The sequence below is a fragment of the Paucilactobacillus vaccinostercus DSM 20634 genome (assembly GCF_001436295.1).
Classification (GTDB): domain Bacteria; phylum Bacillota; class Bacilli; order Lactobacillales; family Lactobacillaceae; genus Paucilactobacillus; species Paucilactobacillus vaccinostercus.
Window position 1 is genome coordinate 23,056 of the sequence record NZ_AYYY01000006.1, and the last position, 22,312, is coordinate 45,367.

The window sequence follows — 22,312 nt, forward strand, 5'->3', positions numbered from 1 at the left end:
TGAACGAAATGGAAAGCATTAGCGATTATGATGATAAAAAAATTTTGGTGATAGGACTTGGGAAGAGTGGGGTTTCAGTTGCTCAACTTCTCGTGAAGCTAGGGGCCCAGGTCACTGTCAACGATAAGAACACACCAAAGGATTTAACACAGGTTGATACATTAACACAACTTGGTGTTCGTGTGATTACTGGATCACATCCCTTATCATTAGTGGATGAAGGATTTGATCTGGTTGTCAAAAATCCAGGAATTTTTTATGACAATCCGCTAGTTGCAAAATTTGTTGAGCTTGGCACCCCAATCGTGACAGAGGTTGAGATTGCTAGCCGTGTTTATGATGGAACTTTGATTGGCGTCACCGGAAGTAATGGTAAAACAACGACGACTACGATGATTCGTGATATCTTAGCTCGTCATAATCATCATGAGGTCTTCAAAGCTGGTAATATCGGTATTCCTTTTAGTGGCGTGGTTCAAAACGCTGACAGTCATTCAACCATCGTGGCTGAGTTATCGAGCTTCCAGTTAGTTGGAACCCAGCAGTTGCATCCACATGTTGCAGTGATTACAAATATTTTTTCAAACCACTTAGATTATCACAAAACACGTGAGAATTATGTGGCGGCCAAAATGAAAATTACTGCCAATCAAACTGCAGAGGATTATTTTGTAATTAATTGGGATACTGATGAATGGCAGACCCTCAGTCAGCAGACAAAGGCGCAAATGATTCCATTTTCTCGACTTGGCAAGAGTCACGAAGGAACATATGTTAAAAACGATCAAATCTTTTGGCGTGATGAAGAGATCATGCCAACGGCTGAAATTAAAGCAGTTGGTGATCATAATGTTGAAAACGCCCTGGCTGCAATTGCCGTTGCTAAAATTTTGGGCGTTTCAAATGAAGATATCATTCATGTTTTACGGTCATTTGGTGGCGTTCGACACCGGATGCAGTATGTGATGGAAGCCCAACAACGAATTTACTATAATGATTCGAAGGCGACCGACATTGAAGCAACAGAAATGGCACTCAAGGGCTTCAAACAGCCGGTCGTATTGTTAGCTGGTGGGTTGGACCGTGGTTATACATTTGAAAAATTAGTTCCTGCATTTCGGGATCACGTCAAAGCAATAATTGTTTTTGGCGAAAGCGCCGATAAAATGGCAGATGCTGCGCAATTAGCAGGTATCAAAACAATCAAGCATACAAAAAATTGTGAAACTGCAGTGCCAATTGCGTTTGAATTAAGCGCGCCAGGAGACGTGATTCTGTTATCACCAGCTAATGCCAGCTGGGATCAATACCCAAACTTTGAAATTCGTGGTGATAAGTTTATTGCTGCGGTTGAACAATTAACCGGAAAGAAGGAAAAGTAAATGCGATTGATGGTTTCAGGAGGCGGAACAGGCGGACATATTTATCCAGCTCTTGCGCTTATTGAACGATTAAAACAAATCGAACCCGATACTGAAGTTTTGTATGTCGGAACTCACCGTGGGTTGGAAGATCGAATTGTTCCAGCGGCAGGAATTGATTTTAAGACGATTAAAATTCAGGGATTCAAGCGATCATTATCGCTTGAAAACTTCAAAACGATTTATCTATTTTTAAAAAGTGTGCATGATGCCCGTAAAATGATTCAGGAATTTAAACCGGATGTGGTTCTTGGAACTGGTGGATACGTGAGTGGTGCGGTACTATACGCAGCGGCCAAAATGAAAATTCCAACCGTGATTCACGAACAAAATAGTGTTGTGGGAATCACAAATAAGTTTTTGAGCCGGTACGTGACAAAAATTGCGATTGCATTTCAAGCAGCTAAGGAACAATTCCCTGAGGAAAAGGTCGTGATGACTGGTAATCCGCGTGCACAGCAAGTTGCAAATAGTAAGAGTGATTTTTCGTGGACGGAGTTAGGACTTGCAGATGATATTCCAACGATGATGATTTTTGGTGGTAGTCAAGGTGCACCTAAAATTAATACTAGTGTTGTTGAGGCGATTCCAACATTCAATGATAGAAAGTACCAGGTTGTTTTTGCCACGGGACAAAAACGTTATCAACAAGTGATGACTCAGTTGGGCGAAGCACAAGTTGGTCATAATATCGTAATTAAGCCGTACATTAGCAACATGCCAAGCATGATGCCCAAAGTAGATGTCATTGTTGGTCGTGCTGGTGCCACTAGTATTGCAGAAATCACCGCGTTAGGAATTCCATCAATTTTAATTCCGAGCCCATACGTGACGGCGGATCATCAGACCAAAAATGCTCAGGCATTGGTGGACCAACAGGCTGCAGAAATGATTAAAGAAGATCAGTTGTCTGGCGCAACATTGGCCCAAGCTGCCGATAAATTGATGCAAGATGCCCCATTACGTCAAGCAATGGCACAACATGCCAAGGAGATGGGAATGCCGGATGCCGCGGATCGGTTAATCGCAGTATTACGAGATGCACAAAATTAAGATTTAGCTCAGGGGAGGAGGACTGACATGGGTGACGATCATCACAATTTTTCCCACCATCGATACGCACAACGCCTGGCGGAAATTGAGAAACGTGAATTAGAACGCAAGCAGCAACATCAAGTTCATCGTCATCAATCGTCCGAATCGATTGGCAATAAGTTGCCGAAACTGAAAAAGCAGCGCCATGGAAGAACTGCATTGCGCGCAATACTACTACTGCTTTTTTTTGCTACGATTTTTGTAGGAATGCTGTTTATCATATCACCATTCAGTAAAGTGGATAAAATCGACGTTGTGGGTAATCATCAACTTACTGATCGGGAAGTTATTAAAGCCACTGGACTGAGTACGAATGACTTTATGTGGAAAATTGATCAGCGATCCAAGGTGATCAATAAGACGGCTCGAAAAGAAAATCCGGAGATTAAGAATGTTGCGATTAGCGTAACTGGATTTCGGGATATTAAACTGACAGTTGTAGAGAACCAATTAATTGGATCGGTTTATCGAAATGGTGTGTATCTGCCTGTTTTGTCGAGTGGCCATGTGATTAACCATGCGCAGGGATCACCCGTGCATGGTGGGGCCGTTTATTCTGGGTTTAAGTCACAAAAAATATTGGTACAAACGGCACAGCAGTATGCAGGTTTATCTCAGGTAATTCAAGATGGCATTTCCGAAGTCAAATTTCAACCAACGAAAAACGATCCACAACGATTGAGATTGTTTATGAATGACGGCAATGAGGTACTGATTAAATATACGCAGTTGAAGGAAAAAATGGCTTACTATCCAGGCATTGCTAGTTCAATGAGTAGTAGTGGCATCGTGAACTTAGAGGTTGGTGCTTATTCGCGCAGTTACTGAGAAAATTGGCTGATTTTGATAGTTGACTAAAAAAATATTAAAGTGATCATTTAAATGTGCGTAAAGCCTTTCAGACCAATGGTTATGTGTGTTAAAATCGGTATAGTTCAATATAATTTTAAAAGACAATAAAACTAAAATAAAAACAATAGGAGGGTTCCACGTAAATGGATAATTCAGGAGTTTACGTTGGATTAGATATTGGAACCACCTCGATTAAAGCGATTGTTTGTGAAAAAGTTAAGGGACAGTTAAAAGTGGTTGGTGTTGGTAGCCAACCCTCAGCTGGTCTTAACAAGGGAATCATTGTGGATATCGATAAGACTGCTCAAGCAATTCAGCAAGCAGTTACACAGGCGGAAGAAAAGTCCAATGTTAAAATCAAAGATGTTGTGGTCGGACTACCAGCCAACTATTTAAAAGTCGAAAGTTGCACAGGTATGGTGACGGTTGCTGATCAAAATCAGTCACGCGAAATTGTGGATCAAGATGTGGTTGATGTTGCTAAGGCGGCATTGATTCAAAATATTCCACCAGAACGTGAAGTGATTGATCTATTGGCAAATGAATTTATTGTCGATGGGTTTGATCAAATTAAGGATCCTCGTGGAATGGTGGGGGTTCGACTCGAATTACACGCTACATTATTCACGGGACCTAAGACGGTGGTGCACAACACCAAAAAGGCAATTCAAAAGGCGGGGCTTCAAGTTCAGGACATGGTTGTAGCGCCGCTTGCGATTGGCAAGCAAGTTTTGAATGACGGCGAGCAGGATTTTGGTACAATTGTGATCGATGTGGGTGGTGGGCAGACAACCACCAGCGTCGTTCACGATCATCAGTTGAAGTTTACCTATGTTGACCCAGAAGGTGGTCAGTACATTACCAAGGATATCTCGGTCGTTTTGAACACGTCACTGCAAAATGCTGAACGCTTGAAGCGCGACTACGGCTATGCAGATGCTAGCCAAGCGTCTGCTACAACCACGTTTTCTGTTAGTGAGGTCGGTAAAGAAGACCCTACAGAAGTGAATGAAGAGTACCTTTCAGAAGTGATTGAGGCGCGGGTAACGCAAATCTTTAGTCGGATTAACGACCAGTTAAAAGCCATTAAGGCTTTGGAACTACCAGGAGGAATCATTTTAACTGGTGGAGCAACGGCATTACCTGGAATTGCTGAACTTGCACAGAATTTCTTTGAGATTAATGCCAAGGTCTATGTTCCTGATCAAATGGGGATCAGACATCCGGCGTTTACTTTAGGATTATCACTTGCTCAGTATGAGAGTGTTCTGTCTGATGTTGACCTGCTTGTTAAACAAGCAGTCGGATATACGAGTCAAGGAAGTAGTAAGACGACCAGTGTCAATGCAAGTCAGCGAAAGAATGCTGATAGTCGAGCAGTTCGACAAACAACACGTTCCAAAAAGCAAGAGCAAAAACAACAGCCAGCACAAAATCAGAAGCAAGACGTTCACGAAGAACATACACAGCCTAAAAAGAAACGGTTTGAAGGTGTAAAGAAGTTCTTTAATAACTTTTTTGATTAATCAGCAGCGATGGAGGAATTAGATTATGGATTATTCAATGGAAGCGGGCCAAGAATTTGGCGCCAAGATTAAGGTAATCGGTGTTGGTGGCGGTGGTAGTAATGCTGTCAACCGGATGATCTCAGAAGATGTTAGCGGGGTAGATTTTATTGTTGCTAACACTGATGTACAGGCACTCGATGCGTCAAATGCCGAAACAAAAATTCAATTAGGACCCAAGCTTACCCGTGGCCTTGGGGCAGGTTCAAACCCAGAAATTGGGGAAAAAGCTGCTGAAGAAAGCGAAGAACAGATTGCACAGTCACTAGAAGGTGCCGATATGGTATTCGTTACTGCCGGAATGGGTGGTGGTACTGGGAATGGTGCTGCACCAACTGTCGCAAAAATCGCTAAGGATCAAGGCGCTTTGACAGTCGGGGTTGTGACACGACCATTTAGTTTTGAAGGACCCAAGCGTGGACGTTATGCCGCCGAAGGGGTTGCCAAGATGAAGGCCAGTGTTGATACACTGATTGTGATTGCCAACAATCGTCTATTGGAAATGGTTGATAAAAAAACACCAATGATGGAAGCTTTCAAGGAAGCTGACAACGTACTTCGTCAAGGTGTTCAAGGAATTTCTGACCTAATCACATCACCTGGCTATGTCAACTTGGACTTTGCCGATGTTAAGACGGTAATGGCTAATCAAGGATCTGCCTTAATGGGAATTGGGTCTGCAACCGGTGAAAACCGGACAGCAGAAGCAACGAAGAAGGCAATTTCATCGCCATTATTGGAAGTTTCAATTGATGGTGCTGATAATGTTCTGTTGAATATTACAGGTGGACCAGATTTATCATTGTTTGAAGCCCAAGATGCTTCAGATATTGTGACACAGGCTGCTACGACGGATGTCAATATTATCTTCGGGACATCAATTGATGAAAGCTTGGGTGATGAGGTGCGTGTGACTGTAATTGCGACGGGCATTGATCATGAAAAGAAGTCATCTGCGCGTCATACGGATGCTGCCAAACCAGCACAACGTCAACAACCAAGTGACGATCCATTTGGTGATTGGGACGTGCAAACGACGCCATCAGGTAATTCTGATAGTAAGAAGAGTGACTTAGATAAGGTTGAAAAGCCAGAGTTTAGTGTCTTTAATGATAATAGTGAAAACGTGGCTGATGATGACGAGGATAGCTTAGATACGCCGCCATTCTTCAAAAAACGTCGTTCATAATATAAATATTGGTTGGTGGGGACGATTAGCTGAGTAGTTAGATAATTTGGCAATCGACCCCATTTTACAATCAGGCAAGCGAGGAGGAATAATCATGGCTGGTAAATTTAGCTTAAATAATTTCTTTGGTATTGATGATGAAGAACAAGATGAACAGGATTATGAAGATACCGGAACGACCGATACAACGCCAACAAGTGGAAGGAATCAAAAAGTGGTGTCAATCAATAGCGGACGTCAAAATACAGATTATGGCAAAATTTCGCTTTTTGAACCACGACTGTATTCCGATGTGAAAGAAATTGCAACACAGTTGTTAAACGATCGTGCAATCATTGTTAACTTCAACCAGATGGATAATGCGGAAGCTAAACGGGTTGTTGATTTTCTTAATGGAACGGTTTTTGCAATTGATGGCGCAATTGAACGTGTTGGCGATCAAATTTTCTTGTGCACGCCACACAATTACGAAATTTCAGGTAATTTATCCGCAAATCTAACCAAGGATCAAGATAATTTTTAGAAGAGCAGAGGTAGCAGTTTGATTGGATTTATATTTTATGTCGTTGAACAACTTTTAAACCTGTATGCAATGGTGATTGTCGTTTGGGCGTTACTTTCATGGTTTCCTGGTGCTTCACAAAGCCGATTAGGCCTTTTATTAAACCGCTTGGTGGTACCATACATTCGATTATTTGATTTTATTCCTCCGCTGGGAGGAATTAGTTTTTCGCCATTGGTTGCAATTATGGTATTGTATTTGGCACAGCATGGTGTTTCATACCTGTATTTACTGATGGTTTAGCGAGAAAGGGTCAGAAAAATGGCAGATAGCAACATAGAACAGCATTTCCGTGCAGATGAACGCTCAGTTATCGACGCGATTAATGGCTGGATTCGTGAAGCAATCGACCAATATCGGCCGATTTTAACTCATTTTCTGAATCCGCGACAGCGCTATATTGCTTCCACACTGGTCAATCAAAATGATGATGTTGCGATGCAGGCGCAAGGTGGTGTTGATGGTGCTGAAATGAAGCGGGTTCTCATCTATCCATCATATTATGAACCGCAAATTGAGGACTTTCAGATTCAGGTATTAGAAGTTAAATATCCTGTGAAGTTTGCGGAATTGAAGCATCGTCAAATTTTGGGAACGTTGATTAGTCAAGGCATTGAACGTGCAACATTTGGTGATATTATCTCCGATGGTACCCGTTGGCAGGTGATGGTCGAGGCTGAAATGCTAGTGTATATTCGCATGCAGGTTGATAAGATTGCGAATGTTAAAATACAACTAGTACCAATGACAATTGATGATGTGATTAGTCAGGTGTCCGATTCAGGGGATGTTGAAACGACTGTCAGTTCGTTAAGATTGGATGCGATTATTGCAACCGCATTTAACTACTCCCGAAATCGAGCAAAGGAACTGATTGAGCATGGAAAAGTACGTTTGAATTGGACGGAAATGGAAAAACCAGATTATCCGGTAGCAATTCACGATTTAATTTCCGTTAGACATGGTGGTAGAATTAGACTGAAGTATGTAGGTCAATTAACAAAAAAGAATAAAATTAGGGTTACGATATCGCTTGTGACTGCTAAGTAATGGAGGAATTTTAGATGAGTTTATCGGCAGAAGATATTCAAAATAAAAAGTTTTCGACAAAAATGAGAGGGTACAATGTTGACGAAGTAAATGATTTTTTGGATCAAGTGTTATCAGATTTTCAGATGTTGACCGAAAAAAATCATGATCTTGAGGAATCGGTCAAAGCTGATCAAGAAAAATTAAAATATTTTACTGAGTTAAAAGATTCATTGAACCAATCGATTTTAGTTGCTCAAGAAGCTGCTGATAAAGTAAAGTCCAATGCTCAAAAAGAAGCCGACATTACGTTACGTGAAGCTCAAAAGCAAGCTACTGACATCGTGTCTGAGGCCAATGAAAAGGCAAATCAGTTGATTTCTAACGCGGCAGACTCTACTCGTAAGCTAACGGTTGAAACCAATGACTTGAAGAAGCAGACGCGTGTCTTCAGACAGCGGCTACAAGTGATGTTAGAATCACAACTAGGAGTTGTCACAAGCGATGATTGGGATGACTTATTAAAAGAATCAGATGTGAGCTCATATGATGAAATCCAAAAGGTTTTAGGAAAGACTCTTGACAATGAGGGAAATCAAAGTGTAAACTCAGAACCAGCGAGCGAGGTTGCTGAGCAGCCAGCGGATACGCAGACGGTTGAAGAACCGGTGAATGACGCTGCTGCAGCTGGCGAGACTGTTGTGATTTTTCCCGACAGCGACAAGTAATTCAAGCGCTCAATTAGCTGAATATGATGAAAATAATGAAGAGAACAGCAAGTCGGTTAGACGTGCTTGAAAGCGAGTCAACGAGTGGTGAAAGGTTGACCAAGTTACGAAACTGATAGATCATCTCCGAATATTTAGTCGATTATGTTAGACTAAGTCGGGTCATCCCCGTTATTGAATGACAAAGAGAATTTTTTAATTCTAAATTTGGGTGGTACCACGAAATCTTCGTCCCTTGCGGGCGGGGATTTTTTATTTTTCATCATACCGACGGCGCTACATACAATATTAATTATAGGAGGCAGAGATTATGCGAGTTAAAGAAACACTAAATCTTGGCAAAACCAAGTTTCCAATGCGCGGTAATTTACCCGTTAAGGAAGTTGAACGGCAGAATATCTGGGCTGAAAATAAAGTTTATGAACAGCGACAAAAATTAAATGAGGGTAAACCAACATTTGTACTACATGATGGGCCTCCATATGCCAACGGAAATATTCACATTGGGCATGCACTTAACAAAATTACCAAAGATATTATTGTACGTTATAAATCCATGTCAGGATTCCGTGCACCCTACGTTCCTGGATGGGACACGCACGGCTTACCAATTGAGCAACAACTTACTAAAATGGGGTATGATCGTAAAAAGATGAACACCTCAGAATTCCGTGATTTATGTCGGAAATATGCGCTAGAACAAGTTGAAAAGCAGCGTAATGATTTCAAACGGTTGGGCGTTGCAGGTGAATGGGATAACCCATACTTAACACTAAAAAAAGAATACGAAGCTGCTCAAATTCGAGTGTTTGGTGCCTTTGCTCAAAAAGGCCTTTTATACCGTGGTAAAAAGCCAGTATTCTGGTCATGGTCTTCTGAATCAGCTCTGGCGGAAGCTGAAGTTGATTACAAGGATGTTACTTCACCATCAGCTTTCTACGGAGAACAAGTGGTCGATGGTAAGGGTGTCCTTGAAAATGACAAGACTTATATGGTTGTCTGGACGACGACACCTTGGACGATTCCTGGATCCGAAGGAATTACCGTCGATGCTGATTTTGAATATGCCGTTGTCACACATTCGGGTGACGATCGGAAGTTCGTTTTAGCAGCTGAATTGGTTAACAAGTGTGCGGAGTTGTTCGAATGGGAAGATGTGCAAGTTGAAAAGACCGTTAAGGGTCGAGAATTAGATCGTGTTATTGCACAGCATCCTTTCTTTCCAGAGCGGAAGTTAGTTACGATGTTGGGCGACTTTGTGACACTTGACGCCGGAACTGGGCTGGTTCATACAGCGCCTGGTTTTGGTGAAGATGATTATAACGTTGGGAAGCAGTACGGCCTGGATATTTTTGTTCCAGTGAACGATCAAGGATACCTGACCAAGGAAGCTGGTCCTGATTTTGAAGGTGTCTTCTATGAAGATGGTAATAAGATCTCTTTGGATAAACTGAAGGACGCTGGCTTGCTGCTGAAATATATGCCAATCAAACATAGTTATCCATTCGACTGGCGGACTAAAAAACCGATCATTTTCCGGGCAACCGATCAGTGGTTTGCCTCAGTTGACAAAATTCGTGATGAAATTTTAGGGGCTTTGGATGATGTTAAGTTCTACCCAAGTTGGGGTAAGGCACGTCTTCATAATATGATCCGGGATCGTGGTGATTGGGTAATTTCACGTCAGCGTGTCTGGGGTGTGCCGTTGCCAATTTTCTACGGTGAAGATGGGACGCCAATTATGACGGAAGAAACGATTAATCACGTTGCCGATCTATTTGGTGAATATGGATCCAACGTTTGGTTTGATCGTGATGCCAAAGACCTTCTTCCAGAAGGCTTTACGAGTGAACACTCACCAAATGGAAAGTTTACTAAAGAAACTGATATCATGGACGTTTGGTTCGATTCTGGTTCATCACATCAGGGTGTTTTAGCTGAACGTGATTATCTCACTTATCCATCAGATATGTACATGGAAGGTTCCGATCAGTACCGTGGTTGGTTTAACTCCAGTTTGATTACCAGTGTAGTGGTGTCTGGCAAAGCGCCTTACAAATCAATTTTGTCCCAAGGCTTTACCCTTGATGGTGAAGGTAAGAAGATGAGTAAGTCAATTGGCAATACGATTGAGCCAAACAAAGTTGTTAAACAGATGGGTGCTGAAATTATCCGTTTGTGGGTTATGAGTGTTGACTCATCTGCCGATGTACGGGTATCAATGGAGATCTTTAAACAGGTTTCTGAAAGCTACCGGAAGTTCCGGAATACAATGCGGTTCTTACTCGCTAACACGACTGATTTTGATCCACAAAAGGATGCACTTGAATATGACGATCTAGAATCGGTTGATCAATTTATGCTCGTAAAACTTAATGAATTCATTGAGTCAACGAAGAAACACTTTGATAACTACGAATTTTTGGATATTTATAAACAATTGATGAACTTTATCACAACTGAATTGTCAGCATTTTACATGAATGTGGCTAAAGATGTTGTTTATATTGACGGTGAAAACTCACAAACCCGTCGATCAATGCAAACTGTTTTCTATCAAGTTCTTGTGTCAATGACGAAACTGTTAACGCCAGTTTTGCCACATACGACAGAGGAAATTTGGCAGTACTTGAAGGAACCAGAAGAGTTCGTTCAACTGGCAGAAATGCCAGAAGTTAAGCACTACGATGATGAGAAAGAACTTCTTCAAACTTGGGAAGCATTCATGACAATTCGAACACACGCCTTGAAGAGTCTAGAAGAAGCACGAAATGAAAAACTAATTGGAAAGTCACTTGAAGCACGCTTAGACTTATACTTGTCTGATGAAAATCAAAAGGTGTTGGCTGGACTGAACGGCGACACACGTCAGTTGTTGGAAGTTTCTGACCTTCACGTTCATGCGTTGGATGAAACACCTGCAGATGCAGAAAATTACAACGATGGTGTTGCGATTAAAGTGGCTGCTGCTGAAGGAGAAGTTTGTCAACGTTGCCGGATGACGACGACCGATGTCGGTTCGGACAGTGCTTATCCACAATTATGTGCACGTTGTGCGGAAATCGTCCGGCGTGAATTCCCTGAGACCGTCAGTGAGGGCCTTGAAAAATAGGGATTAAATGATGACCCGTTTAAACAGGTTGTTGGTACTGAACAAATGACTTTTAGTAACTAACGGTGTAAAATACCAAGTAATGAAAATTACTTGGTATTTTTTTGCCAAGATGAGGGTGAAGCAAATGAAATTATTAAAGGTACACGGTTCTGGCAATGATTTTTATATGCTAGACGCACAAACATTAGAGAGACAACTAACGGAAACAGAAATTCGCCAATTGGCGGTTAATATTTGTGATCGAAAAAATGGATTACTGGATGGGGCGGATGGCCTTTTGTGGGTTGACCGGGCAGACCATGTAGGCCCAATTGGGCGAATGCGAGTTATCAACGCTGATGGTAGTGAGGCCAGCATGTGTGGGAATGGACTTCGTTGCGTTGCACGCTATTTGGCACAGCAGAACCAAACACAGTCGTTTGCGGTGCAAACTATGGAGGCCGATTTACCAGTCGCTAAGATGCCTAATTTAGCACCGGATGTTGCGACTTATCAGGCACATATTGCGCCAGTTAGTTTTAAAGCGGCTGATTTAAAAATGCATGTTAACCATGAAGCAGAAACACTGGTTGACCAAGCAATTGATGAATTAGACAGCGACTTGAAATTTACTGCAGTGGCAGTACCGAACCCACATTTGATCGCATTTGTTGATCAAGCAACGCTTGAAAGCGATCAGCTTGGGGAACTAGGGCGTTATTTGAATGATGGTCAAAACCCAATTTTTCCTGATGGAGTTAATGTTAGCTTTGTTCGGGTACTTGGTAAAAATGAAATTTTTGTGCGTACATTTGAACGTGGAGTTGGGTATACTGATGCCTGTGGTACAGCAATGTCGGCTTCAAGTTTAGTTAGTGTGCTGTTACATGCGGATCAAGTAACGAATAATACTGAAATTACGGTTAAAAATCCGGGCGGTATGGTCAAGACTAAAGTTCATCACCAAGTTGCTGGTGGGGAAGACTATATTGATCTAATTGGTAATGCCACGTTTGTACGAACGGTTGAATTAAGCTTGGCAGACGCCTTAGAGCATCAATTTGAAAATACAGTAGTTGTTGAAACTGGAGAACAAACGGCGTACGAAGCCTTTGTTCAGTCATTGACGAAGTAGAAGGAGAAAAGACTGTGCGCGGACAAGTTAAAAATTTTGATGAACAAAAGGGCTTTGGCTTTATTGAAGTTCCGAATGAACCTGATGTATTTGTGCATTTTAGCGGTATCGAAGGATCCGGGAGAAAAGAATTACGTCCGGGTGAACAGGTTGATCTCGTTGTTGTGCAAGGAGTTCGTGGCCCACAGGCAGCTCATGTTCAAGTGATTACGGATGATGAGGAAGGATCTTTATAAAGGTGACATTAGAAGAAAAGAAGGTTGCTTCAAAAACGATTTTTAGCGGCCATATTATGACGTTAGAAGTTGCTGACGTGAAATTGCCGAACGGTAAAATGACAACCCGCGAGATTGTGCATCATGCCCCTGCCGTGGCCATTTTAGCAATCGATGATCAAAATAAAATGTTGCTAATGAAACAATGGCGAGCAGCGGTGGATCAGGTGACGTTGGAAATTCCGGCTGGAAAGCTGGATGATCGTGATGATAGTGCATTGCATGCGGCTATTCGGGAATTGAATGAAGAAACGCGATTAAAGGCGACACATCTGACTGAAGCCAGTTCGTTTTATACCTCAGTTGGATTTTGTGATGAATTCATGACGTTATATGTCGCGACTGGACTAACGGCAGTGGTGAACGAACTACCACAAGATGATGATGAGAATCTTCAAGTAATACGGGTAAGCCTTGATGAGGCACTTGCCATGATTCGCGAGCAAAAGATTATCGATGCTAAGACAATTATGGCGATTTATCATTGGCAAACATTGGTATTGAGTGGTGACCTGAATGAATCATGAGGATCAAGAAGAACAACCATTGTCTCGCCAAGCTTATCGGCGACAACAGGCGAAACGAGGACGAAAAGGTCCTGAAGAGACAGTGGACAGTGAACCGGATGCGGATGTGGTTTCTGATGCGCCGGATGAAGAAATTCCGCCGATATCGGAAACGCGAAGTCACACGGATCCCAGTGATGCGAGAACAGTAAAATTAAAGCATAAATTAAATTTGGTTATTATTGGACTAGTAATTGCGATTATACTCGTATACTTAGTTCTGTTTTTTGTTGGTTAATTAAGATAGGATGGTTTTGAATGAAGTTTGGTGTAATTTGTGCAATGCCAGAAGAAATTAAAGAATTAACGGCTGCACTAGAGAATAAGCAGATAACAACGCTTGGTGGAAAAAAATATTATGAAGGTCAAATTAGCGGTCAAAACGTTGTTTTGGTTGAGTCTGGCATTGGTAAAGTTGAGGCGGGAATAACTACTGAACATTTGATCGTTGAATTTCAAGCAGATGTGGTGATTAATTCTGGTTCAGCCGGCGGGATTGGTGATGGATTACACGTTGGTGATGTTGTTGTCTCAACTGCGACGGCCTACCATGATGTTGATGCAACGGCGTTTGGGTACCAATATGGTCAACTTCCGGGACAACCCGCTCGTTTCGAGGCGTCTCAAAAGTGGGGGCAAGAAATTGCTCGGGCCGGGCAAGAAACCGGGTTGAACGTGACGACCGGATTAATTGTGAGTGGCGATCAGTTTATTGCCAGTGAAGCGGCAGTGAAACAAATTCTGAGCCATTTTCCCGAGGCTGTTTCTAGCGAAATGGAGGGGGCAGCAGTCGGCCAAGTTGCTACTGATCATCATGTTCCGTACGTTGTTGTTCGGGCAATGTCGGATACTGCTGATTCAAACGCAGGAATTTCTTTTGATGAATTTATTATTGATGCCGGAAAGCGTTCAGCACAAATGTTACTGGCGCTCTTTCGGGCTCAAACTGAATAGGGGTTTTGATAGTGGAACAGATTTATTTAGATAATGCGGCGACAACGCCCATGTCTGATGAAGTGATTGATGAGATGACCGATAAGATGCGCCATGTGTTTGGTAATGCATCAACCGGCTATGGATTTGGTCGGCAAGCCGCAATGGTTGTTGACCAAGCACGTCATATAATTGCACAGAGTATTCATGCCAATGATAACGAAATTGTGTTTACTAGCGGCGGTAGCGAAAGCGACAATACGGCAATTCTGCAGACTGCAGAGGCACGACAAAGCTTAGGTAAACATATTATTACGACAGCAATTGAGCATGAGGCGGTGTTAAAACCACTCCATTATTTAGAGCAAAAGGGGTTTGAAGTGACGTACCTACCGGTTGATGAATTCGGTAATATTTCGTTGGCTGACTTTAAAGCAGCCTTACGCCCCGATACTATTTTGGTCACAGTTATGATGGGAAATAATGAGGTTGGTAGCCGGATGCCAATTCACGAAATTGGTGAAATTTTGAAAGATCATCAGGCGTGGTTGCACACCGATGCTGTTCAAACGTATGGGCTGCTCGATATTGATGTTGAAGCAGATCATATCGATCTACTCTCCACTTCTGCACACAAAATTAATGGGCCCAAAATGATTGGCTTTTTATATCGGCGTGAAGGCGTCAATTTCGAAAGTTTTGTTAAGGGTGGCGATCAAGAAACTAAGCGCCGTGCGGGGACCGAGAATGTGCCAGCAATTGCAGCGTTTGGGAAGGCAGTTTCCGTACTAACCCATGACGAAAAACTGCATCGTCAAACTAAGTACTACCAATTCAAGCAGCAGATTATTGATGGACTGACGGCTCAGCATATTGAGTTCGAAATTAATGGGGCACTGGACCCAGAAAACTTGAATCATGTGTTCAATATTTGGGTTAAGGGAATTTCAACGTATGTGTTACAAACTAATTTAGATCTGGCTGGATTCGCAGTTTCTGGTGGGTCTGCATGTACGGCTGGTAATTTGGAGCCGTCACATGTTTTAACTGCTATGTTTGGTGAAGATAGTCCACGGATTAGCGAATCGATTCGAATTAGTTTTGGTCGGTATACAACTACTGAGCAGATTACCGCGTTTGTCCAGGCGTTAAGTGATATTGTATCGCGACTTAAACAAAAGAGTGAGGTGCGATAGGATGGCATTTGCAGATAAGGTACAGGTACCTGGTGATTCAGATACTTATCAAATTAGTTCGCAAATTAAAAAGTATACGCTTCGAGATTTGGGGTTCGACTTAAAACCCAATGGTACGTTTATCTATGAAGGTTCATTGGACCCCACGTCACCGTTCGAAGCGGTCGCAAAACTTAAAATCACGTTTAAAAAAGATTTGGGTAGTTTTAAAATGGATACCGTAAATAAGAGTGGCAGTGCGACGGTTAATATTTTCAAGCACGCTCGAGCTGATGAATTTACGACTCAGTATCATTTCATACTTGATGAAATGGTTAAGCGTGGTGTATTTGAGAAGGTTTAATGCGTGCATGTTGTGGTCAATTTTGATATAATGGCCGATACTGGATTGTTACGACCTTCAATCGTGGATTTTTCCAGAATCTATTTGAAATGATGGTGATGACATGGCTGACAACAGTCATACACGTGTAGTAGTCGGAATGAGCGGCGGTGTTGATTCATCGGTTGTTGCACTGCTTTTAAAGCAGCAAGGATACGATGTCGTCGGTGTGTTCATGAAAAATTGGGACGACACTGATGAAAATGGCGTTTGTACCGCGACGGAAGACTACAAGGATGTTGCAAAAGTAGCATCAAAAATAGGGATTCCGTATTATTCTGTTAACTTTGAAAAGGAATACTGGGACCGCGTATTTACGTATTTCTTGGATGAATATAAGAAAGATCGCACTCCGAATCCCGACGTAATCTGTAATAAAGAGATTAAGTTTAAAGCGTTTCTAGAATATGCGGATCAACTTGGTGCAGACTATATTGCGACTGGTCACTATGCTGACTTGAAACGAGATGCTAATGGTCATATGCACCTAATGCGTGCTGTGGATCAAAATAAGGATCAAACGTATTTTTTGAGTCAATTAGATCACGAGCAGTTAGATCGGGTAATGTTCCCACTAGCTGGTCTGACAAAGCCTGAAGTTCGCGCTATTGCTCAGGAAGCTGGATTGGCAACTGCCAATAAGAAGGACTCTGTTGGAATCTGTTTTATTGGTGAAAAAGGTCATTTCAGGGACTTTTTGAGTACGTATTTACCAGCTAAGCCCGGTAAGATGGTCACCCTTGATGGGACTGTTATGGGTGAGCATACTGGATTGATGTACTACACAATTGGTCAGCGCAAGGGACTTGGAATTGGTGGTAATGGAACGAGTAACGAGCCTTGGTTTGTGATTGGCAAAGACCAGTCAAAGAACGTCTTGTACGTTGGGCAGGGCTACCACAATGAACATCTGTATGCAACACATCTTAACGCGAGTGATATTCACTGGGTGGATGATATTGCACAACGGTATGGCGATGAGTTCCATTGCACCGCTAAGTTCCGTTATCGGCAGAAGGATGTTGGGGTTACCGTACGGTTAAGTGATGATCATGAAACCGTTGTTGTGGCGTTTGATGATCCTGCGCGAGCAATTACACCAGGACAAGCAGTTGTTTTCTATGATGGTGCTGAGTGCTTGGGCAGTGCGATTATTGATCAGGCTTACAATGAGACACGTGCTCTTCAATATGTATAGTATGAAATAAGGGATTCTAATTCGTTGTGAATTAGAATCCTTTATTCATCGGTGTTGAAGATAATGGTGTAAAATAGAGTTGCACAATGTTGGGGATATTGGGATAATAAGAGCAGTTGATTTTAGGTAAGGAAGAAATAGATGACTAAACTATACTTTATTAGACATGGCAAAACTGAATGGAATCTTGAGTCGCGTTACCAAGGAATGCATGGAGATTCACCTCTCCTTCCAGAAAGTTATCATGAGATTAAACGTTTAGGAAAGCATTTACGGACGGTGTCATTTACACAGATGTACGCCAGTCCCATCAAACGAGCTCGAGATACTGCGAACTACTTACGTGCCCAGTTGAATCAAAAACTGAAGCTGACCCTTATGAGCGGTTTATCAGAATTTGATTTAGGTAAAATGGAAGGCATGGCATTTCAGGAGGTTGCTCAACAATTTCCAACAGAATTTGACGCTTTTCGTAACCATCCTGATCGTTACAACGCGTCAAATATTGCCGGTGAAAGCTTCGATCAGGTCATTAGACGGTTTAAACAGGCTGTTGATGAGATTGTCAGCAATCATCCTGGCGATCAAAATGTGATTATTGTATCACACGGTGCGGCGATGAATGCCGGTATTAACGGGTTGTTAGGTGTTTCGCTGGATCACCTGCGTGATCGAGGCGGACTCAGCAACACATCAACGACTATTCTGGAGGCACAATCACCGATGGATGGGTACCAACTAGTTCAATGGAATGAGACTGACTATTTAAATCGATCTGAAAATGATCCGACTGACACTATTTAGAGGGGGGAACAAGAAATGACTGAAAACCGTGATGGAATTAATCGTGATGAACAGAAAGAACAATCTGAAAAATTAGTAGCTAAATTGGTGGGGGCAATTGATGCACACCCTGACAAGGTGCAAAATTACTATGATTTAGGGGCACTTCTGACAAGGCTGAACAGCCACGAACAGGCTGAAGAGCTGTTTATGAAAGCTCTGGGAATTTTTGCCAAGGATACTAAAGCGGTCAATTTGTTGAGTTATGGCTTGGGAAATCTCTATTATGAAGTTGGCAAGTATGAAGAAGCAATCAAATACTATAACAAGATTAATGACGATAAGCTGAAGGCAGATGCATATTTGATGATGGCCCAGAGCCTAATGCAGATGAAGGACTATAAGCGGGCAATTGCTTATGGGCTGACTGCACATGATTTGCGGAAGCAGGATCCGGAAATTAATCAAGTCTTGGGAGATGCGTTACTAGCACTCGGTAATTTCACGCAGGCTGCGGATTTTTACGATGATATTTTAAAACGTCATCCGGGTCGCGCAGATACACAATTCAACAGAGGCTTGGTGGCAATGGTTCTTGGAGAACCCTATGTGGATTATCTGAACCAAGCCAAGCAGTTAGATCCGGACTATTATGAGAAGAGTGAAAAGCGGATCGATGATATTCAGAAGGTTCTCAAACAACATCAGGATAAGTAGTGGTGTTTTGGGAAATAGTTTGAGGAGATGACTTTGGTGGATAATTCAATTAACTTATTTGATGACCCAGTGGAGTCGTCTTTTTTAGTTGGTAAAGTAATTACCGTTTTTTTTGCAAGTTCGGATAATTTCTATAAAGTATTGCTGGTCTCTGTTGAAGAAACTAATTTAGAGTGGACCGAACCAGAAATTGTTGTAACGGGAAATTTTGGGGATGTTGACGATGAAAGTCTATATCGTTTCGAGGGAAAACTTGTTGATCATCCAAAGTATGGGCAGCAATTCCAGTCAACCGGCTATCACAAAGCACAACCTACAACACGACAGGGCCTAGTCAATTACTTGTCCGGTGACCAGTTCAAAGGGGTCGGTCAAAAAACAGCCGAAAAAATTGTCGATTTGCTGGGAACTGGTGCGATTGCAGAAATCACTCATGATTCAAGTGTTTTAGCACCATTAAAACTTCGACCAACCATTATTCAATCCTTGGTTGATAATTTGACGGATAATCAAGGAATGGACCAGATTGTGATTGGTTTGAATGATTTAGGCTTTGGTAATTCATTAGCAGCGACGATTTTTGAAAAGTACCGTGAGAAAACATTAGATGTTATTCATGATAACCCCTATCAGTTAGCCCAGGATATTGATGGTATTAGTTTTAAACGTGCAGATCAGGTGGCGATGCAGATGGATATTGCACCTGATGATCCGCGCCGATTAGCCGCTGGTGTGTTGCAGGCACTGGATGAGGTAACAATGCAAAGTGGGGATACATACACATTCACCAAGCCCCTCCTTAATAATGCTATCCAACTACTAGAATCGAGCCAACAAGTGAAAATTGAACCGCAAAAGGTTGCCGATCAGCTAATTGATCTGGCGAAAAAAAATGAAATTGTCGGTCAGGAGGATCGAGTTTATCCAAGTACATTATTTAGTGGGGAGTGGCAGATTGCCCAGCACCTTCAGCGATTAATGTCTGATGAACCAATTGACCTCGGTGAAAAAGCCATTGCTAAAGTCATTAATAAAATTGAAGGTCAACTGGATATTTTGTATGATCAATCACAAGAGCAGGCAATTATCAAAGCACTAATGTCGCGAGTGTTCTTATTGACTGGTGGTCCGGGAACTGGAAAAACAACTATTATTAATGGAATTGTTGCAACCTTTGCCAAGCTTCATCAGTATTCACTCGATATTAATGAGTATAAGGACCGACCATTTCCCATCTTGCTGGCAGCCCCAACTGGTCGAGCTGCTAAGCGGATGAGTGAAACCACCGGGCTACCAGCTAGCACGATTCATCGACTTTTGGGATTAAACGGCCGTGAAATGCCGACCGAAATGAATGCCAAGGATCTTGAGGGTGCGTTGTTAATCGTCGATGAGCTGTCAATGGTTGATACACTTTTATTTAAAACACTACTCAAGTCGGTGCCTAGTACCATGCAAGTTGTGTTAGTTGGCGATAAGGATCAACTGCCATCTGTGGGGCCGGGACAGGTTTTTCATGATTTGCTTCAGTTTGAACAGTTACCGAAGCTGGAATTAGATCATATTTATCGGCAGTCTTCTGAATCTTCGATTATCCCGTTGGCACACGCGATTAAACTTGGACAGGTTCCAAAAGATTTGACTAAGTCATATCCGGATCGTTCGTTTATTCCGTGTCGTGCGGATCAGGTGGCCGATGTGATTTCCCAGATTGTAGTTAAGGCACAGGATAAAGATTTTAGTGCGGATCAGGTTCAAATTTTAGCTCCCATGTATCGAGGGAGTGCGGGGATTGACCGCATTAATGAACTTTCACAAAATATTTTTAATCCTATCAAGAGTGAGAAAACCAAAGAAGTGGAGTTTCGAGGCCAACACTTTCGAATTGGAGATAAGGTACTGCACCTAGTGAATTCACCAGAAAATAATGTTTTTAATGGTGACATTGGGACGATTGTGGCGCTTGATCTCAAGGCAACTGGTAAAAAGGCGGGGCCGAAGACCGATCAGATGGTTATTCAATTTGATCAAAATGAAGTGACTTATTCTCGTAATGAGTGGCAAAGATTGACATTGGCCTACTGTATTTCAATTCATAAATCACAAGGAAGTCAGTTTGACATGGTGATTTTACCGATGGTCCCGCAGTTCAGTCGAATGCTACAACGCAATCTACTGTATACGGCAATTACACGGGCTAAAAATAAGTTAATTTTGTTAGGTGATCCACGGGCCTTTGCAACGTGTATTGAAAACGAGGCTGTTAATCGACAGACGTCGTTATTACAACGACTGACGGAAACGTTTGGTGGAGAAATGATGCCCGTTGGTAATGACCTACAGGAAGCCAAAGATTCGGTTTCAGATTCTCAAAATAATAATGATGATGACAAGATTATTGATCCAGAAGATGCGCAGTTAACGATGGCGTTGATTCAGAATGGAACGATTGATCCAATGATTGGCATGCACGGAATTAAACCGGCAGATTTTCAAACTTCATAGCGGATTCATAAGCTAATCAACTTGCACTTCAAGACAAATGTTGCGATAATATAATGAAAATATAATTTGGGGGTTGCCATTCATGGCTGGAATCAAAAATGCATCACGTGTAAAACTTTTTTCACTTAATTCAAATCGTCCACTGGCACAAGCGGTTGCGGAAGAAGTTGGGCTAGCGTTAAGTGACGCGTCGATCAAGCAATTTGCTGATGGAGAGATTCAAATTACGATTAACGAAAGCGTACGGGGATGTGAGGTTTATGTCATTCAATCAATCTCAGATCCAGTTAATTCAAATTTAATGGAACTCTTAATTATGATCGATGCATTAAGAAGAGCCAGTGCCAAGACAATTAATGTGATCGTGCCGTACTATGGGTACGCCAGACAAGATCGAAAAGCACGTTCACGGGAACCAATTACCGCTAAGCTGATTGCGACAATGCTTGAAAAGGACCAAATCGATCGCTTAATTGCATTAGACTTACATGCAGACCAAGTACAAGGCTTCTTTGATATTCCGGTTGACCACATGCTGGCGGCACCATTGCTCGCAAACTATTTTTATGACCACCATTTGACAGAAGATATTGTAATTGTGGCCCCCGATCATGCCGGCGTTTCGCGTGCTCGTCGATTTGCAGAAATTTTAAAGGCGCCGATTGCGATCATTGATAATCGCAATCCAGAAGAAATTGAACGTCAGACGGAATCCGTACCTGAATACGTGATTGGTAACGTTAAGGGAAAGACGGCAATTTTGATCGATGATATTATTGATACCGGAGTTCGAATGGCAGTGTCCGCGGTTGCCTTGAAAAACTTCGGTGCCAAAGAAGTTTACGCTTGTGCAACCCATGCGGTCTTCTCAAAAGAGGCGATGAAAAAGATTGATGAGGCGCCAATCAAAAAAGCAATTGTAACAAATTCAATTGATTTACCAGACAGTAAAAAAGGTGCAAAACTGGTTCAGTTATCAGTTGCACCATTACTGGGACAGGCGATTATTAAAATTCATAACAACGAACCCGTTGATTCGCTATTTATTAGTGCACACAATAAAAATGCTAAAATTTAGGTTTAAATT

The 22,312-nt window shown here is 42.1% G+C and carries 22 protein-coding genes and 1 other annotated feature; all 22 genes read left to right on the plus strand.

Annotated elements, in window-relative coordinates:
• The first annotated feature begins 8 nt into the window (after nucleotides 1-8).
• The 22 genes from murD (at nucleotide 9) to FC26_RS02070 (ending at nucleotide 22,303) form a co-directional block, all read left to right on the plus strand.
• A complete protein-coding gene (gene murD / locus FC26_RS01965; RefSeq protein WP_057777404.1) occupies nucleotides 9-1,382 on the plus strand; it encodes a UDP-N-acetylmuramoyl-L-alanine--D-glutamate ligase in 1,374 nt (457 codons plus the stop codon).
• Entirely contained in the window at nucleotides 1,383-2,474 is a 1,092-nt protein-coding gene (murG, locus tag FC26_RS01970) for an undecaprenyldiphospho-muramoylpentapeptide beta-N-acetylglucosaminyltransferase (protein ID WP_057777406.1), read from the plus strand. It abuts the gene before it with no gap.
• Between the two features lie 27 nt (nucleotides 2,475-2,501).
• Nucleotides 2,502-3,344 carry a cell division protein FtsQ/DivIB gene (locus FC26_RS01975; protein WP_057777408.1) on the plus strand — a complete coding sequence of 281 codons (843 nt, stop codon included), beginning with the start codon at nucleotides 2,502-2,504 and terminating at the stop codon, nucleotides 3,342-3,344.
• A gap of 167 nt (nucleotides 3,345-3,511) precedes the next feature.
• The gene (ftsA, locus tag FC26_RS01980; RefSeq protein ID WP_057777410.1) at nucleotides 3,512-4,894 is read left to right on the plus strand and encodes a cell division protein FtsA; all 1,383 of its coding nucleotides are present in this window, start codon (nucleotides 3,512-3,514) and stop codon (nucleotides 4,892-4,894) included.
• Nucleotides 4,895-4,919: 25 nt separating this feature from the next.
• On the plus strand, nucleotides 4,920-6,122 hold the full coding sequence (gene ftsZ, locus FC26_RS01985) for a cell division protein FtsZ (RefSeq protein ID WP_057777413.1): 1,203 nt from the start codon (nucleotides 4,920-4,922) through the stop codon (nucleotides 6,120-6,122).
• Between the two features lie 94 nt (nucleotides 6,123-6,216).
• The gene (locus tag FC26_RS01990; RefSeq protein WP_057777415.1) at nucleotides 6,217-6,645 is read left to right on the plus strand and encodes a cell division protein SepF; all 429 of its coding nucleotides are present in this window, start codon (nucleotides 6,217-6,219) and stop codon (nucleotides 6,643-6,645) included.
• A gap of 18 nt (nucleotides 6,646-6,663) precedes the next feature.
• Entirely contained in the window at nucleotides 6,664-6,927 is a 264-nt protein-coding gene (locus tag FC26_RS01995) for a YggT family protein (protein WP_191978870.1), read from the plus strand.
• Between the two features lie 18 nt (nucleotides 6,928-6,945).
• Nucleotides 6,946-7,734, plus strand: a complete 789-nt coding sequence (locus tag FC26_RS02000; RefSeq protein ID WP_057777417.1) for a YlmH family RNA-binding protein — start codon at nucleotides 6,946-6,948, stop codon at nucleotides 7,732-7,734.
• Between the two features lie 14 nt (nucleotides 7,735-7,748).
• Nucleotides 7,749-8,441, plus strand: coding sequence for a DivIVA domain-containing protein (locus FC26_RS02005; protein WP_057777419.1), 693 nt, complete (start codon nucleotides 7,749-7,751; stop codon nucleotides 8,439-8,441).
• A gap of 26 nt (nucleotides 8,442-8,467) precedes the next feature.
• Nucleotides 8,468-8,680, plus strand: a binding site (T-box leader).
• Between the two features lie 71 nt (nucleotides 8,681-8,751).
• Nucleotides 8,752-11,553 carry an isoleucine--tRNA ligase gene (ileS, locus tag FC26_RS02010; protein WP_057777421.1) on the plus strand — a complete coding sequence of 934 codons (2,802 nt, stop codon included), beginning with the start codon at nucleotides 8,752-8,754 and terminating at the stop codon, nucleotides 11,551-11,553.
• A gap of 127 nt (nucleotides 11,554-11,680) precedes the next feature.
• Nucleotides 11,681-12,670, plus strand: a complete 990-nt coding sequence (gene dapF / locus FC26_RS02015; RefSeq protein ID WP_057777423.1) for a diaminopimelate epimerase — start codon at nucleotides 11,681-11,683, stop codon at nucleotides 12,668-12,670.
• Nucleotides 12,671-12,684: 14 nt separating this feature from the next.
• Nucleotides 12,685-12,906, plus strand: coding sequence for a cold-shock protein (locus FC26_RS02020; protein WP_057777425.1), 222 nt, complete (start codon nucleotides 12,685-12,687; stop codon nucleotides 12,904-12,906).
• A 2-nt stretch (nucleotides 12,907-12,908) separates the two neighbouring features.
• A complete protein-coding gene (locus FC26_RS02025; protein ID WP_157061006.1) occupies nucleotides 12,909-13,472 on the plus strand; it encodes an NUDIX hydrolase in 564 nt (187 codons plus the stop codon).
• A complete protein-coding gene (locus FC26_RS02030) occupies nucleotides 13,462-13,749 on the plus strand; it encodes a hypothetical protein (RefSeq protein WP_057777426.1) in 288 nt (95 codons plus the stop codon). Before FC26_RS02025 ends, FC26_RS02030 begins: the two co-directional genes overlap by 11 nt.
• A gap of 20 nt (nucleotides 13,750-13,769) precedes the next feature.
• On the plus strand, nucleotides 13,770-14,465 hold the full coding sequence (locus FC26_RS02035) for a 5'-methylthioadenosine/adenosylhomocysteine nucleosidase (protein ID WP_057777428.1): 696 nt from the start codon (nucleotides 13,770-13,772) through the stop codon (nucleotides 14,463-14,465).
• An 11-nt stretch (nucleotides 14,466-14,476) separates the two neighbouring features.
• A complete protein-coding gene (locus FC26_RS02040; protein ID WP_057777429.1) occupies nucleotides 14,477-15,640 on the plus strand; it encodes a cysteine desulfurase family protein in 1,164 nt (387 codons plus the stop codon).
• 1 nt (nucleotide 15,641) lies between these two features.
• Nucleotides 15,642-15,983 carry a cysteine desulfurase gene (locus FC26_RS02045; protein WP_057777431.1) on the plus strand — a complete coding sequence of 114 codons (342 nt, stop codon included), beginning with the start codon at nucleotides 15,642-15,644 and terminating at the stop codon, nucleotides 15,981-15,983.
• Nucleotides 15,984-16,086: 103 nt separating this feature from the next.
• Complete coding sequence (gene mnmA / locus FC26_RS02050) at nucleotides 16,087-17,220, plus strand: tRNA 2-thiouridine(34) synthase MnmA (protein ID WP_057777433.1); 1,134 nt, start codon at nucleotides 16,087-16,089, stop codon at nucleotides 17,218-17,220.
• 141 nt (nucleotides 17,221-17,361) lie between these two features.
• Entirely contained in the window at nucleotides 17,362-18,024 is a 663-nt protein-coding gene (locus tag FC26_RS02055) for a histidine phosphatase family protein (RefSeq protein WP_057777435.1), read from the plus strand.
• Nucleotides 18,025-18,039: 15 nt separating this feature from the next.
• Nucleotides 18,040-18,720, plus strand: coding sequence for a tetratricopeptide repeat protein (locus tag FC26_RS02060; RefSeq protein WP_057777437.1), 681 nt, complete (start codon nucleotides 18,040-18,042; stop codon nucleotides 18,718-18,720).
• 27 nt (nucleotides 18,721-18,747) lie between these two features.
• On the plus strand, nucleotides 18,748-21,225 hold the full coding sequence (gene recD2, locus FC26_RS02065; protein WP_057777439.1) for an SF1B family DNA helicase RecD2: 2,478 nt from the start codon (nucleotides 18,748-18,750) through the stop codon (nucleotides 21,223-21,225).
• Nucleotides 21,226-21,307: 82 nt separating this feature from the next.
• A complete protein-coding gene (locus tag FC26_RS02070; RefSeq protein WP_057777441.1) occupies nucleotides 21,308-22,303 on the plus strand; it encodes a ribose-phosphate diphosphokinase in 996 nt (331 codons plus the stop codon).
• Nucleotides 22,304-22,312: the final 9 nt, after the last annotated feature.

What these genes read in the sequence shown, in the direction of transcription:
- murD (WP_057777404.1), top strand. Translation starts at nt 9, where the DNA reads ATGGAAAGCATTAGCGATTATGATGATAAAAAAATTTTGGTGATAGGA.
- murG (WP_057777406.1), top strand. Translation starts at nt 1,383, where the DNA reads ATGCGATTGATGGTTTCAGGAGGCGGAACAGGCGGACATATTTATCCA.
- FC26_RS01975 (WP_057777408.1), top strand. Translation starts at nt 2,502, where the DNA reads ATGGGTGACGATCATCACAATTTTTCCCACCATCGATACGCACAACGC.
- ftsA (WP_057777410.1), top strand. Translation starts at nt 3,512, where the DNA reads ATGGATAATTCAGGAGTTTACGTTGGATTAGATATTGGAACCACCTCG.
- ftsZ (WP_057777413.1), top strand. Translation starts at nt 4,920, where the DNA reads ATGGATTATTCAATGGAAGCGGGCCAAGAATTTGGCGCCAAGATTAAG.
- FC26_RS01990 (WP_057777415.1), top strand. Translation starts at nt 6,217, where the DNA reads ATGGCTGGTAAATTTAGCTTAAATAATTTCTTTGGTATTGATGATGAA.
- FC26_RS02000 (WP_057777417.1), top strand. Translation starts at nt 6,946, where the DNA reads ATGGCAGATAGCAACATAGAACAGCATTTCCGTGCAGATGAACGCTCA.
- FC26_RS02005 (WP_057777419.1), top strand. Translation starts at nt 7,749, where the DNA reads ATGAGTTTATCGGCAGAAGATATTCAAAATAAAAAGTTTTCGACAAAA.
- ileS (WP_057777421.1), top strand. Translation starts at nt 8,752, where the DNA reads ATGCGAGTTAAAGAAACACTAAATCTTGGCAAAACCAAGTTTCCAATG.
- dapF (WP_057777423.1), top strand. Translation starts at nt 11,681, where the DNA reads ATGAAATTATTAAAGGTACACGGTTCTGGCAATGATTTTTATATGCTA.
- FC26_RS02030 (WP_057777426.1), top strand. Translation starts at nt 13,462, where the DNA reads ATGAATCATGAGGATCAAGAAGAACAACCATTGTCTCGCCAAGCTTAT.
- FC26_RS02035 (WP_057777428.1), top strand. Translation starts at nt 13,770, where the DNA reads ATGAAGTTTGGTGTAATTTGTGCAATGCCAGAAGAAATTAAAGAATTA.
- FC26_RS02045 (WP_057777431.1), top strand. Translation starts at nt 15,642, where the DNA reads ATGGCATTTGCAGATAAGGTACAGGTACCTGGTGATTCAGATACTTAT.
- mnmA (WP_057777433.1), top strand. Translation starts at nt 16,087, where the DNA reads ATGGCTGACAACAGTCATACACGTGTAGTAGTCGGAATGAGCGGCGGT.
- FC26_RS02055 (WP_057777435.1), top strand. Translation starts at nt 17,362, where the DNA reads ATGACTAAACTATACTTTATTAGACATGGCAAAACTGAATGGAATCTT.
- FC26_RS02060 (WP_057777437.1), top strand. Translation starts at nt 18,040, where the DNA reads ATGACTGAAAACCGTGATGGAATTAATCGTGATGAACAGAAAGAACAA.
- recD2 (WP_057777439.1), top strand. Translation starts at nt 18,748, where the DNA reads ATGACTTTGGTGGATAATTCAATTAACTTATTTGATGACCCAGTGGAG.
- FC26_RS02070 (WP_057777441.1), top strand. Translation starts at nt 21,308, where the DNA reads ATGGCTGGAATCAAAAATGCATCACGTGTAAAACTTTTTTCACTTAAT.